Genomic DNA, 12,466 nt, shown 5'->3' on the forward strand with positions numbered 1-12,466 from the left:
CAAAAATCAAAATAATACCATTTAACTTTTTTAATCAAATCAATTTTATTGCGATTAACCGATAACATATTTAAATAATATAACAACTTAATGAAACTACCTGTTGCGACATTAAAATGAGTTTAATTTTACGTAATTATATTGCGCACAATTTAATTTCACGCTACCTTTGTGTTTAAATAGCACAGCATGGAAGCCAAATTGAAGTTAGCCAACCAGTTATGTTTTCCGGTGTATACACTGGCCAAAGAAATTATAAATCATTACCGGCCATTACTGGAGAATTTGGATTTAACATATCCTCAATACCTTGTTATGCTGGTGCTGTGGGAAGAACAGGAGCAAACAGTGAACCAGCTGGGTGAACAACTTAAGCTCGATAGCGGCACGCTTACGCCATTGCTGAAAAGAATGGAGCAGAAAGGATTGGTGGCCAGGACCAGAGATACAGGCGACGAACGTGTAGTAAATATTACGCTGACTCAGGAGGGAAAAAAATTAAAAGCAAAAGCCCTGTCTGTTCCATCACAACTGGTAGCATCAATGAAGGTTTCAAAAAACGACCTGCTTGTTTTGAAAAGTACCATTGAAAAAATATTAAAGAATTATAATTAAACGAAACTTATGAAAAGCATGTATACTACCGGCGCTACTGCGCGGGGAGGAAGAAATGGCCATGTAAAAAGTGAAAACGGGATTTTAGATGTAGAGGTAAGAATGCCCAAAGCCCTGGGCGGCACCAATGATGAATATGCTAATCCGGAAATGCTTTTTGCCGCCGGCTATGCGGCCTGTTTTGACAGCGCTTTAAATCGCATTATAAAGTTATCAAAAGTGGCAACCGGCGAAACTGCTGTCACTGCCAGCGTGAGCCTTGGTCAACTTGAAAATGGAGGATTTGGATTGGCCGTTGAGTTACATGCCAATATTCCACAGGTTTCATTAGAAGAGGCCCGGGCTTTAGTTGAAAAAGCACACCAGATTTGCCCTTATTCAAATGCAACCAGGGGAAATATTGAAGTAGCATTAACCGTTTCGAACAACGAAATTGTAATGCCCGCATAAAAACATTTAATTAAGATCTTAAAATAAGGAACAAAATGTCGTTGATAAATGATTTACAGTGGAGGCATGCGGTAAAGGCATACGACCCAACTAAAAAAGTAAGCAAGGAAAACATTGATAAAATTGTAGAAGCAGCCAGATTAGCTCCTACCTCATCGGGCCTGCAGCCTTTTCGCGTAATAGTAGTGGAAAACCAGCAGTTAAAAGAGAAAATGACGGCCAATGCATTAAATCCTGATTGTATGCGCGAATGTTCGCACGTTATTATTTTTGCTGCATGGAACAGATATACGGCCGAGCGGATAGATCGTGTTTATGATTTCACAACAGAGGAAAGAGGATTGCCGCAGGGACGGTTCGTTAATTATACAAATAAACTGAAGTCTATTTACCTCGATCAACCGGAGGAGGCAAACTTTGTACATACCGCCCGACAAACTTACCTGGCACTGGGCCTGGCCCTTGCGCAGGCAGCCGAGTTGAAGGTAGACACTACACCTGTGGAAGGTTTTGATAACAAGGTAATTGATGAAGTGCTGGGATTGAATGAACTTGGATTAAAAAGCGTTTCATTAATGTATGTAGGCTATGCCGATAACACCCGCGATTGGTTGGGCGCTATGAAAAAAGTGCGTACACCCAAAGATGAATTTTTGGTAGAGTTTAAATAGTAAGGCAACACAACCAATTATATTTGTTGTAATACCCCATCCCATTTTGCTTGTTGTTAAGAAGGGAATACATTGAGATCAATTTCAGTATTTCAAAGGCTCTCTACTGGTATGCCGTATTCTAATAATGAAGATTTGCGGAGGAGATATTTTGTATGTAATCCGGTATCTATCTATTTCATAAGCTCTATAAGACCCATCATTTTTAAGACGATATTTATCTGGAGAGTATTTTTCGGGATCTTTTGCCAATTTACTTATCGAGGCTGTTATTCGGGCTAATACTTTAACAGCGTTTTGTGGAGAGTCGTTCTTAATGTAATCGTAAGCCTCTTTTAAATGCTCTTTAGCAATGCTGTCAAATACAATTTCCCATTGAACATTTACCATTTCTTCATTTCCTTTAGAAGCTCTTCCATAGTAACAAATTCTCCATTCTCAATTCTTTCAACAGCTTCATCTATCTCTCTGTTATATTGTTCAATGGTAACTCGTTCAGTTGAACTATTGCCTGGCTTTAAAAAGCTTTTGATCATTTCCAATAACGATTCTTTTTGCTTTTCATCAAGCAATGTAAAATAGCTGATCAGCTCTTTATCAATTGTTGAATATGCCATACACACGCTCGTTTATACAAATATAATTTTTAAATCCCTTTTTTCCAAATAAGCCGCAGTTTTACTACTGGCACAACTAACACAAAACCAACTATATATAATACAAAAGCCACGCCATTCTTAGAACACCGCGGCTTTAACATCTTATAATGTTTCGTCTACCCTATTCCCAACAACTCCACTTCAAACACCAGCGTACTGTTTGGTCCTATTTGCGCACTTACCTGTTGTTCGCCATAACCTAAATGTGGCGGAATGAAGAAGCGCCATTTGCTACCGGCAGGCATCAGTTGTAAACCTTCCGTCCAGCCTTTGATAACCCGGTTTAAGGGGAAGGTGGCTGGCTGGCCGCGGCGTACTGAGCTGTCGAATACGGTGCCATCGATAAGCGTACCGTGGTAATGACAGGTTACATTACTGGTGGCTGAGGGTTTGGCCCCTGTGCCTTCAGTAATGATCTCGTATTGCAATCCGCTTGGTAATGCAACCACACCTGGTTTTTGTTTATTGGCTTCCAGAAACTCATTACCCGCTTTCAGGTTAGCTTCTGCTTTTTCTTTTTTCTGTTGAAATAAACGATCGGCGATACCCATTTGTAAATAGTTTAATTAGTTAAACAATTGTAGCGATAGGCTTTTTAACACACTGTTACCGGTTATAAGTTACCAGTTTCCGGGACCTCCTAAAATGCTTGATGCAAGAGTATAATCGCGAGTCCCGAACAAAGGAACTGAAAACTAAGAACTCAGAACTGAATAACTACCACCCACTCGCTAACACATCAGCAATATGCATGGTTTGCAGTCCCATGTTCTTTTTGCGTATATGCCCGTCAATATGCATCAGGCACGACAGGTCTGTTGAAATGATGCATTCTGCACCGGTATTTTTGGCATTGAGACTTTTCTGATCGGCCATACCAATTGAAATAGGATCGAACTTAACGGCAAAAGTACCGCCAAAACCGCAGCAGGTTTCCACATCGTTCATTTCTACCAGTTCCAATCCTTTTACATGGCTCAGTAATTTACGTGGCTCCTGTTTGATCTTGCATTCACGTAAACCGGCGCACGAATCGTGGTAAGTGGCCTTGGTGTACAGGCTTGCACCTACATTCTCTACCTTCAGCACATTTACCATAAAGTCGGTGAATTCATAGGTCCTTTCACCCAATCTTTTTACCTCAACTTCCTGTTGTGTATTCTCGAAAAGTGTGGGATAATAATTTCTTACAAAACCCACACACGATGCACTGGGCGCAACAATATAATCGGTGCTTGTGCCGGCGAAGTCTTTCATGAATTTTGAGCAAACCTCCCGACTATCGTCCCAGAACCCGGCATTGAAAGCGGGTTGTCCGCAACAGGTTTGATTGGTATTGTAAGTCACTTTACAACCTGCTTTCTCCAACACTTTAACCATGTTAAAAGCGGTGGTCGGGAACAACTGATCTACAAAGCAGGGAATAAATAATTGAACCTTCATATCAAATCCCCTTTAAATGAAAATAAGGTGAGCATCCGCCGGCTGGCGGATACCCACCTAACAAAGCTATTAATGATTTTTATACGAATGTGTGAGTGCGATCATCTTTAAAGCAGTGATGGCGGCTTCTTCGCCTTTGTGGCCATGTTTTCCGCCAATGCGCTCCTGCGCCTGCTGATCGTTATCTACCGTTAAAACGCCAAAGATGGTTGGCACCGGCAGTGAAAGGTTTAATTGGGTTACCCCGTTTGTTACGCCCTGGCAAACATATTCAAAGTGTGGGGTGTCGCCACGCAGCACACAGCCAAGAGCTATAAAGGCACAAGGGCGGTCATCTTTATATTTGTTCGCGTCCCAGTAGCTTTTTATACCAAAAGGAATTTCAAATGCACCGGGAACATTAACCACTATCACTTTCACATTATACTTTTGAAAAACGGTATGACATCCTTTTTCAAGTTCATCAATAATAGCGGCGTTCCATTCGGTACGTACAATAACAACACAGGCATTCGTGTTTAGAATGCCTGCATCTATCTGTAATAATTTACTATTGCTTACTTCAGCCATCTTTTTAAGTTTCCGGTTCCCGGTTTCCGGTTCCCAGTTGTTCCCGGTTTTCAAATCCCGGTAACTGGCAACTGGTACCTGGTGACTTTAGTTAAGATCACCTAACTTTCCTAAATGCTTATCTACCTCAAAAGCACGTTGGCTGTTGGGGTATTTATCCTTGATCTGGTGCAACAGGTCGATAGCTTCTTTGTTCTTACCATCCTGGCTCAACAGCATGGCTGCGCGAAACAGGTATTCGGGTGAGTTAACATCGTCCTTATCGAACATGGTACCAGCCTTTTTGTAATAATCAACAGCTTCTGATTTTTTACCAAGTTCAGAATAAGCGTCGCCCAGTAAACCGGCGGTACGCAATTCAACTTCAACCTGGCTGGTTGAAAAATCTTTTAGCTGCTCAATGCCTTTTTGGAATTCGCCCAGCTGAACGTAACAGGCGCCGGCATAGAATTTAGCCAGGTTACCGGCTTTTGTTCCGCTGTGCGCTGAAATTACTTTCAGGAAACCGGGGTTCTTACCATCGCCATTTAAAGCCAGTTTGAATGAATCCTGTCTGAAATAGTCTTCTGCTTTCCAGATGGCTTCAGCCGCTTTGGCTTCTGCAGGTCCTTTAAAGAATTTCGTATAGGCAAAGTAACCGCCAACAACTACAATCAAACCAACGACAGCGTAGGTAATCACTTTATTGTTCTTACCCCAAAAGTCGCGGGCCGAATCCACCACTCTTTCTTCGGTTGATTTTTCAATCGGTTGTTCAGGCACTTGTTTAACTTCAGTGGCCATGAATTATGTTTGTTTTAGTTGAGAATGTTGTTTAATACGGGTCTAAAGGTTTTTATCGCTTAGTCAACGATGAACGGATAATCAGGCGTCATCACGATATCTTTCAGCACTTCATCATCAGCCGGGAATGGTGACTCCTCTGCAAATTTCACAGCGGCGGCCACTTTATCGTTCACGCGTTTGTCAATTGCTGCTATCTCGTCTTTCGTAGCGAATTTATTCTTTGTGATGGTAGCCAGTACCAGTGCAATGGGGTCACGTTGTTTGTACTCTTCCACTTCTTCTTTGGTACGGTATTTCTGGGGGTCAGAAATTGAGTGACCTTTGTATCGGTAAGTTTTGATCTCCAGTAAAGTTGGTCCACCGCCTTCGCGTGCTCTTTTTACAGCGCGGCTCATGGCTTCATGAACTGCTTCAGCGCTCATACCGTCTACTGAATCGGCTGGCATTTCATATGCATCGGCCAGTTTGAAAATATCGTGTACGTTGCTGGTACGTGTAACAGAGGTACCCATGGCGTAGTTGTTGTTCTCACAAATGAATATGGCTGGTAATTTCCAGGTCATAGCCATATTGAAGGTCTCGTGCAAAATTCCCTGACGGGCGGCGCCGTCGCCAAAGAAAGTCACAGATAAGTTGTCGGTACCTTTATATTTTTCTGCGAAGGCCAAACCGGCGCCGGTGCCAATTTGTGCACCTACGATACCGTGACCACCGAAAAAGTATTCTTTTTTACCAAAAAAGTGCATGCTACCACCTTTACCTTTAGCACAACCTGTAGCTTTACCATACAGCTCGGCCATACAGCTTTCAGGGCTCATACCTTTGGCCAGGGCTAAACCATGGTCGCGGTAAGCGGTTACAAATGGATCTTCCTGGCGGGTAGCGGTCATAACTCCGGCAGCAATAGCTTCCTGCCCTACATAGGCGTGGAAAAAGCCGCGGATCTTACCTTCCATTTTATATTTTTCTTCGGCTGCCAGTTCAAATTGACGGATTAAGAGCATTAACTCATACCAGTACAAATACGTTTCTTTTGAGAATTTCGAAGCCACTGTATAAAAAATTTGAGGTTTTAACCCCGCCGAAGCCTCCCGATTCCATCGGGACTGAGCCTAGCAAAGGCGGGGGCAAAGATAGGGTAAGAAAGGGAAATATGGAATGGGGAAATGATATTTTAGGCCTAATAGATGGTTTGATTGCCAGTTATTTGGGTGTAAAATGCAGGCCGTTGCCCGTTTTTGGGCAAAATTTTAGTAAAAATGACACTTTTAGAGATTGTTCCAGGTTCCAGGGTTACCGGTTACCAGTTTCCTGTTTCCGGGCATTAATTTCGATGCTCGCTATTGTTGGTTACCGTCCTGAATGTGCTGGGTGACAGCTTCGGCACATTGCTTTTGGGTTATACGCCAGTGTTTTCTTACTTCGAACCGTTGCTTCGCAACTTTGCCGCGTAAGTAGCTGTATTTACCCTATTGCAAACCTGCAATACACCGTTGCTACGCTGCAATAAGGTAATGCCGGCCTGCAATACACCATTTCTATGCAACAATGCTCCATTTCGCCACTGCAACGACCATTGCAACGCAACTCCGCACCATTGCAACCCAACAATGACCTATTGCTACGCAACAATGGACTATTGTTGCTTGCAATTTCAGTTTATTGCACTGGCTAAACGATCATAGTCGTTGCAATTGATTATTGTAACTTACTTCTGGTCCGTAGCAGCCTTGCAATTCCGCAATGTCAGGGAGCAATGGTCCATTGTAAGACAACAATGCTCCATTGCAAGCCAGCAATGGTCCGAAGTAACGGAGCAACGACGAAATTGCATATACCGATCGGTATATTTTGGGGTATACTACAAGGCTTGAATTAGCAAAACGATTTAACAATACCCTCACGAAGAAAACAGTGTTATATTGCAGGCTTTTTATCAGGATTTGCTGAACCTAAATAACATATCGCTCACCCAGTTCAAGAACTACCAAACCCGCAACTTTCCATTTACTGAAAGGATCGTAGGCATTTGCGGACAAAATGGCGTGGGCAAAACCAACCTGCTCGACGCTATTTATTATTGTTGTTTCACCAAAAGCTATTTTACCCGCAGCGATAGCCAGAACGTGTTGCACAACACCAACGGGTTTCGCATAGAGGGGCATTTTACCCTTCAGGGCGATCCCCTGAAAGTTGTTTGCATTTTACGCGAAACCGGTCGTAAGGAATTTTCGGCCAATGATGAACCGTATGAAAAACTCGCCGCTCATATTGGCCGGCTGCCCTGTGTTATCATTGCCCCCGACGATGTGCAAATAATTACAGGTGGAAGCGAAGAACGCCGCCGCATGCTCGATGCCCTGCTTTGCCAGCTCGACCCCGGCTACCTGCAACACCTGATGGATTATAATAAAGTATTGCAGCAACGCAATGGCTTTTTAAAATCTGTGGCCGATAAAAGAATTACCAATTACAATCTCCTCGACGTATACGACGAGCAACTGTGCCGGTATGGCGCCTATGTATATAATAAAAGAAATGAATTCCTGCAGGCATTTTTACCCCTGGTGAGTTCATTCTATACACAAATTGCCGGACAAACCGAGTCGCTGGTCCTGCATTACGACAGCCAGCTGCACGATTGTTCATTCACCGATCTGTTGCAACGCACCCGACAGAAAGACATCATAGTTCAACGCACCAGCGGCGGTATCCATAGAGACGATATCAATTGCCAGCTCAACAACCAGCCATTCAAAGCGCTGGCTTCGCAGGGACAACGAAAGAGTTTGCTTTTTGCCATGAAGCTGGCCGAATTTGACACCCTGAAACAGGCCAAACAATTCCCGCCCCTGCTGCTGCTCGACGATGTGTTTGAAAAACTCGATGCCGACCGAATGCATAACCTGCTCGACTATGTGTGTGTAAAGAACCTGGGGCAGGTGTTTATTACGGATACGCACCCTGATAGGATCAAGTTACATTTTGATAATTTAGGAATGAAGTACCAGGTAATTACCCTGGAAAATGAAGTACGAAATAAGATGTAAGAAGTAGGAAATACATACCTTCGTTAAAGAAACTAAAAACCACCCATGGGCGAATACTCACTAGGCGACGCACTAAATCATTTTCTAAAACATAGCAAGCTCAAAGGCTTTATGCAGGCAATGCAAATAGAAGATGTGTGGGAACAGATCATGGGAAAAACCATCGCCAAGTATACCGACAAAATTCAAATACAGGGTAAAACCTTGTACATTACCACCAGCATGGCCCCGCTGAAACAGGAATTGCTTTATCAAAAGGAAAGCATTATAAAAAGAGTAAATGAAACCTTGGGCGAAAATGCTATTAATAATGTGGTGATACAGTAAATTAATTCTTCTACAAGCTCAGTAAAATAATAAAGCGGCTGCATCCGCCAGCTGGCGGATACAGCCGCTTTTTACTATTAAATTCTATTGATTGTTATAAGTAAAATTGTACTTATCTACGTCATATTTATCAGTGTAAGTAATAGAAGAAATATAACCTGATGGTAAATATTGTACCTCAGTGGTTCGTGGCTCATCTATTATAGTGTTTGTACTACCACTTGCAACATGAGTGGTTTTTCTTATACGGCTCATTTTGTCGGGCAAATTGGCGTATTTGATCATAGGGATCTTTCCTTTATATAAAAGCCCCAGTTCGGCAAACAGCCATGCGTTGATCTTATCAACTTTATTGGCGTAGTTTTTCGTGTATTCAAACGAGTAGATTTCCTCATTGTTGTAGGCGCTTGAACTTGAAGAGTTGTTACTTCCTACCTGCATAGTTCTATACGTTTCTGCTTCATTAATATTAACAGCCATTAACTTACCATCGTTGTTGGTATAGCTTATTGTATACACCTTTCTGCTAGCACTAATATAAGTTTGTGTACTGCTATATTTTGCCCAGGTGGTATCATAACCAGCACCTGTGGCTTTAACTAATAAGCCGGCAGCGTCATATTCAAATTTGGTCGTATCGGCGTATAACACAAAACTGGGATTAGTCGCAGTCATATCATTCCTGCCGTCAGCAGTAATACGCTGAATTGGGAGGTAATTGCTGTTCAGTTTGTAACGTGCTGAATAAACATTACTTCCTGGCTGGGTTTGTGCTTGCTGCAAAATAATTTCATCGCCAACGTAACTGACAGTGAAACCAGAGCTGGGATCTGAAGTATCCTTAAGCGAAATGACCCTTCCCGACTTATCATACTCTAAAATAGTAGCATCGTATTCATCACCGTTGCTGCCGGTGTAGTAATTGCTAACCTTTACCACCCGCGTAGTGTCTTCTGGTTGTTTGTCTGAATCTTTTTTACACGAATCAAGCGAAATAATAAATAACAAGGACAGAATGGGAATCAATGATTTTTTCATAAAATATTTAAATTAAGTCCGGTTCCCTATTCCCTTTCTTTTCTGGTGCGCGCAAAGTTAATAAACATCCTGACAATTTAAAATAGATAATAAAGAATGTTAAGTGGTGAAACACTAACGTATAGGGTAAATACGAAGAGCGGTTTGTTATTTTACGAATAATGGTTCCAATCCTTGTTTACTGCTTCCTGATCGTTGTAGTGTTGCTCGCTGACATCACAGGCATGTTACTATCGCTTGCAGGCCTGCGAAGAGATTATGTCAACACGACTTCTGAGTATGCAAGAACGTTTCATGGAGTAAACGAGCCGGAGCTTCACATAGCAGCAGCGCTTCCTGGTTTCTGCAAAGCGGAACGAGTAGTAAACGCACCATTACTCAAGCACTCGTAAAGCAACGTTACATCGCAGTGCAACAATGCGTCATTGCTGCGTAGCTCCGGTACATTGCAGCACTGCTACTATACATTGCTGCGCTGTTTACTTACGTTGCAGGCATGTTACTACAGCTTGCAGGCTAGCGAAGATATTATGTAAACGCGGTTCCTGAGGATGCAGGCACGTTTCCTGGAGTAAACGAAGCGGAGCTTCACATCGCAGGCGCGTTTCCTGGTGTAAGCAAAGCGGAACGAGCAGTAAACACGGTGCGGGAACCCTCCACTCATGCAGCAACGTCACATTGCAGTGCAACAATGCGTTCTTGCTGCGCAACAATGCGCCGGAGTTTGACTGCTACATGATGTTGCAAGCCGAACAGACCTCGTTGCAACGCGATACAGGCACGAAACGTGCCTGCAATGTGAAGGAATAAAGCATTTGTTGTTCTTTGCATGCCTGCGACGTGACCTATCGGCGCGGGTGTCGATTATTGCATGACTGCAGTATGACAAATTGGTAAGCATTGACGAAGAAACGCGCCTGCAACGTGACCTAACAAGCAAACAACATGTTCTTGCAGTACTGCAAGGCCAAACTACACGCTTACCGACCCACGAAATCCTCGCGCAGCATAATAAGAATCAGCGCCGTTATGATAGATGAATACTTGTCCGTACCGGTAATCGCCAAAGATGGCGCCACCCAACTTGCGGATATTATCTGGTGTTTTTAACCAGCTGGAGGTTTTTGTATCGAAGTTGCCCAGCATTTGCAGCTCGCGGTATTGTTCTTCATTCAACATTTCAATGCCCATTGACTTTGCCATTTCCATGGCGCTGTCTGCCGGTTTATTTTGCTTTCTTGCTTCCAGTGCATCATTGTCGTAGCAAATACTTCTGCGGTCTTTAGGCGATTCAGGCGAACAATCGTAAAAAAGGTATTCGCCTGTTTTCTTATCATAACCAACCACATCGGGCTCACCGCCGGTTTCTTCCATAATGCTCAGCGACCAAAGTTTATCGCTTTTTTCTTTTAGCCTGGCTTCTACATCGGCCCAATCGATGCTCTTATGCCGAGCTTTGTTTTTCTCAAAACGGGCTTTCAATGTTTTGAGCAACTGTTCGCGCTCTTCGGCTGTGAGTTTGTGTTTGGCCATGGTGGTGGTATTTGGGAATGAAGATAGGGAGATATTTAAAAAGTTGAACGCGTCTTTGGCCGTGCGTCTTTTTTAGGTGGGTGATAATATTTTCTCGTACTGAAATATAAGAAAACCAGTAAACCAACAAATAAGATCAGTACTACTTCGGGATGGCTATCGGGCCATACAAAGGCATCATAGGCCGGATGTTTTACAAGCGTTACTTTTTGCCCTACCCTGTATTCCCTTTCAACACAACTGGCTTTGCCGATACTCACCGCTGCAACATTGCCTTTGTATAAAACTTTTATGTAGTTATACTTGTCACAGTTTGATGGCACTTCCACAACCGGCAGCTGCACTTTTTCACCATTATAGGCAATGATCATAAGCGTAATAATAGCTTTTAGCCCAAAATATACCAGTATTCCGCAAAGTGCCAGGATTATCAACCCAATTAATGATTTTTTCTTCATAAACATTACAGCCCACGTGGCAGATTTATTTTTGGTTTATAATTGGTATTGTCGCTTGGGTTTGAATTTGAGGAACGGGCAACCTTATCGCCCCCATCAATCTTTACATTTCCTGAAACCGTCATAATAACAACGTCCGTTACAGTTTTTTTCAGTCGCGGGTAATGATAAACGATCCGCTTTTACCGGGAAAGTTGTAACTAAAAATATCCGGCTCCATGTCATAAGGCGGTACGGCGCTGTTTAGGGCATTGGTGTAATCGGCCACACCGCCGGTTGTATTCATCTGATAATTGCATATAAACTGCCAGAAGTACGGACCAAAAACAGGCGTGAATGTAGTTCCCGGATTTTGAATGGAACTTATGTCGCCCTCCAGCTGCGGTACAACAGAAGTAAAATAGTTTTTATTTGTTCCGAAATCGTCATCATCCATAATTGTACGGGTTACTGCGCCGCCCGCAGTTAGCGCCCAGCCTAACCCAACCCAGCCGGCCTCTTCTTTAAGCCTTATTCCACCGGTATGGTAATCGAGACTGACAGGAACGCTCAATGCTTTCGTATGGATGGTGTATATAGGCACATTTACACTGGCGGTACCGGTGTACGTGCTCACCGGCACATCGCTAAACTTAAATAAAGTAGCAGTGTTGGGGGATGGCGGAATTATTTTAGGTATGTACTGATTTTGCGCCTCGGCAGAATGAATGACACAACTTAATAAAACGAGAAGTAGCAGAAATGGGGATATACGCTTACAAATGGCAAGGCATCGCTTTGCGGACATTTTGATAAGGTTAGGTTTGGTAATATTTGTATTTAAATGTAATAATTCCATTTAAAAAACAAAGCACCAGTTTATAACC

The 12,466-nt window shown here is 42.9% G+C and carries 16 protein-coding genes; 5 read left to right on the plus strand and 11 right to left on the minus strand.

Translation table 11 applies throughout. The features are described from left to right. Nucleotides 1-189: 189 nt before the first annotated feature. From GGD38_RS11700 to GGD38_RS11710, 3 genes are read left to right on the plus strand one after another with little or no spacing between them, the layout of a single operon-like run. Nucleotides 190-615: a MarR family winged helix-turn-helix transcriptional regulator gene (locus tag GGD38_RS11700; RefSeq protein WP_375300671.1), complete on the plus strand. Its 426-nt coding sequence runs from the start codon at nt 190-192 to the stop codon at nt 613-615. A gap of 9 nt (nt 616-624) precedes the next feature. Further along, on the plus strand, nt 625-1,065 hold the full coding sequence (locus GGD38_RS11705; RefSeq protein WP_375300670.1) for an organic hydroperoxide resistance protein: 441 nt from the start codon (nt 625-627) through the stop codon (nt 1,063-1,065). Between the two features lie 35 nt (nt 1,066-1,100). Next, a complete protein-coding gene (locus GGD38_RS11710) occupies nt 1,101-1,736 on the plus strand; it encodes a nitroreductase family protein (RefSeq protein ID WP_375300669.1) in 636 nt (211 codons plus the stop codon). Nucleotides 1,737-1,820: 84 nt separating this feature from the next. On the opposite strand, the gene GGD38_RS11715 is transcribed toward GGD38_RS11710, so the two are convergent. From GGD38_RS11715 to pdhA, 7 genes are all read right to left on the minus strand, one after another. Continuing rightward, complete coding sequence (locus GGD38_RS11715) at nt 1,821-2,126, minus strand: type II toxin-antitoxin system RelE/ParE family toxin (protein ID WP_375300668.1); 306 nt, start codon at nt 2,124-2,126, stop codon at nt 1,821-1,823. Continuing rightward, on the minus strand, nt 2,120-2,353 hold the full coding sequence (locus tag GGD38_RS11720) for a hypothetical protein (RefSeq protein ID WP_375300667.1): 234 nt from the start codon (nt 2,351-2,353) through the stop codon (nt 2,120-2,122). Before GGD38_RS11720 ends, GGD38_RS11715 begins: the two co-directional genes overlap by 7 nt. A 158-nt stretch (nt 2,354-2,511) precedes the next feature. After that, complete coding sequence (locus GGD38_RS11725) at nt 2,512-2,946, minus strand: FKBP-type peptidyl-prolyl cis-trans isomerase (RefSeq protein ID WP_375300666.1); 435 nt, start codon at nt 2,944-2,946, stop codon at nt 2,512-2,514. 166 nt (nt 2,947-3,112) lie between these two features. After that, nucleotides 3,113-3,838, minus strand: a complete 726-nt coding sequence (locus GGD38_RS11730; RefSeq protein ID WP_375300665.1) for a (Fe-S)-binding protein — start codon at nt 3,836-3,838, stop codon at nt 3,113-3,115. 69 nt (nt 3,839-3,907) lie between these two features. Further along, nucleotides 3,908-4,408: a 6,7-dimethyl-8-ribityllumazine synthase gene (gene ribH, locus GGD38_RS11735; protein ID WP_375300664.1), complete on the minus strand. Its 501-nt coding sequence runs from the start codon at nt 4,406-4,408 to the stop codon at nt 3,908-3,910. Nucleotides 4,409-4,495: 87 nt separating this feature from the next. Then, complete coding sequence (locus GGD38_RS11740) at nt 4,496-5,191, minus strand: tol-pal system YbgF family protein (RefSeq protein ID WP_375300663.1); 696 nt, start codon at nt 5,189-5,191, stop codon at nt 4,496-4,498. 59 nt (nt 5,192-5,250) lie between these two features. Further along, complete coding sequence (gene pdhA / locus GGD38_RS11745; RefSeq protein ID WP_375300662.1) at nt 5,251-6,246, minus strand: pyruvate dehydrogenase (acetyl-transferring) E1 component subunit alpha; 996 nt, start codon at nt 6,244-6,246, stop codon at nt 5,251-5,253. Nucleotides 6,247-7,116: 870 nt separating this feature from the next. Here pdhA and recF point away from each other — a divergent pair. Together recF and GGD38_RS11755 are read left to right on the plus strand one after the other, a co-directional pair. Continuing rightward, a complete protein-coding gene (recF, locus tag GGD38_RS11750) occupies nt 7,117-8,244 on the plus strand; it encodes a DNA replication/repair protein RecF (protein ID WP_375300661.1) in 1,128 nt (375 codons plus the stop codon). A gap of 45 nt (nt 8,245-8,289) precedes the next feature. After that, nucleotides 8,290-8,571 (plus strand): DUF721 domain-containing protein, encoded by a 282-nt coding sequence (locus tag GGD38_RS11755; protein WP_375300660.1) that lies wholly within the window; start codon nt 8,290-8,292, stop codon nt 8,569-8,571. An 84-nt stretch (nt 8,572-8,655) separates the two neighbouring features. On the opposite strand, the gene GGD38_RS11760 is transcribed toward GGD38_RS11755, so the two are convergent. The 4 genes from GGD38_RS11760 to GGD38_RS11775 form a co-directional block, all read right to left on the minus strand. Further along, nucleotides 8,656-9,609, minus strand: coding sequence for a hypothetical protein (locus GGD38_RS11760; RefSeq protein ID WP_375300659.1), 954 nt, complete (start codon nt 9,607-9,609; stop codon nt 8,656-8,658). 972 nt (nt 9,610-10,581) lie between these two features. Next, nucleotides 10,582-11,142 carry a DUF4256 domain-containing protein gene (locus GGD38_RS11765; protein ID WP_375300658.1) on the minus strand — a complete coding sequence of 187 codons (561 nt, stop codon included), beginning with the start codon at nt 11,140-11,142 and terminating at the stop codon, nt 10,582-10,584. Between the two features lie 35 nt (nt 11,143-11,177). Next, the gene (locus GGD38_RS11770) at nt 11,178-11,600 is read right to left on the minus strand and encodes a hypothetical protein (RefSeq protein ID WP_375300657.1); all 423 of its coding nucleotides are present in this window, start codon (nt 11,598-11,600) and stop codon (nt 11,178-11,180) included. 151 nt (nt 11,601-11,751) lie between these two features. Further along, entirely contained in the window at nt 11,752-12,387 is a 636-nt protein-coding gene (locus tag GGD38_RS11775; protein ID WP_375300656.1) for a hypothetical protein, read from the minus strand. Nucleotides 12,388-12,466: the final 79 nt, after the last annotated feature.

This window comes from Niastella sp. OAS944, assembly GCA_024809215.1.
Classification (GTDB): domain Bacteria; phylum Bacteroidota; class Bacteroidia; order Chitinophagales; family Chitinophagaceae; genus Niastella.

Excerpts from the sequence above, each read along its gene's own strand:
- GGD38_RS11700 (WP_375300671.1), top strand. The coding sequence starts at position 190 with ATGGAAGCCAAATTGAAGTTAGCCAACCAGTTATGTTTTCCGGTGTAT.
- GGD38_RS11705 (WP_375300670.1), top strand. The coding sequence starts at position 625 with ATGAAAAGCATGTATACTACCGGCGCTACTGCGCGGGGAGGAAGAAAT.
- GGD38_RS11710 (WP_375300669.1), top strand. The coding sequence starts at position 1,101 with ATGTCGTTGATAAATGATTTACAGTGGAGGCATGCGGTAAAGGCATAC.
- GGD38_RS11715 (WP_375300668.1), bottom strand. The coding sequence starts at position 2,126 with ATGGTAAATGTTCAATGGGAAATTGTATTTGACAGCATTGCTAAAGAG.
- GGD38_RS11720 (WP_375300667.1), bottom strand. The coding sequence starts at position 2,353 with ATGGCATATTCAACAATTGATAAAGAGCTGATCAGCTATTTTACATTG.
- GGD38_RS11725 (WP_375300666.1), bottom strand. The coding sequence starts at position 2,946 with ATGGGTATCGCCGATCGTTTATTTCAACAGAAAAAAGAAAAAGCAGAA.
- GGD38_RS11730 (WP_375300665.1), bottom strand. The coding sequence starts at position 3,838 with ATGAAGGTTCAATTATTTATTCCCTGCTTTGTAGATCAGTTGTTCCCG.
- ribH (WP_375300664.1), bottom strand. The coding sequence starts at position 4,408 with ATGGCTGAAGTAAGCAATAGTAAATTATTACAGATAGATGCAGGCATT.
- GGD38_RS11740 (WP_375300663.1), bottom strand. The coding sequence starts at position 5,191 with ATGGCCACTGAAGTTAAACAAGTGCCTGAACAACCGATTGAAAAATCA.
- GGD38_RS11755 (WP_375300660.1), top strand. The coding sequence starts at position 8,290 with ATGGGCGAATACTCACTAGGCGACGCACTAAATCATTTTCTAAAACAT.
- GGD38_RS11760 (WP_375300659.1), bottom strand. The coding sequence starts at position 9,609 with ATGAAAAAATCATTGATTCCCATTCTGTCCTTGTTATTTATTATTTCG.
- GGD38_RS11765 (WP_375300658.1), bottom strand. The coding sequence starts at position 11,142 with ATGGCCAAACACAAACTCACAGCCGAAGAGCGCGAACAGTTGCTCAAA.
- GGD38_RS11770 (WP_375300657.1), bottom strand. The coding sequence starts at position 11,600 with ATGAAGAAAAAATCATTAATTGGGTTGATAATCCTGGCACTTTGCGGA.
- GGD38_RS11775 (WP_375300656.1), bottom strand. The coding sequence starts at position 12,387 with ATGTCCGCAAAGCGATGCCTTGCCATTTGTAAGCGTATATCCCCATTT.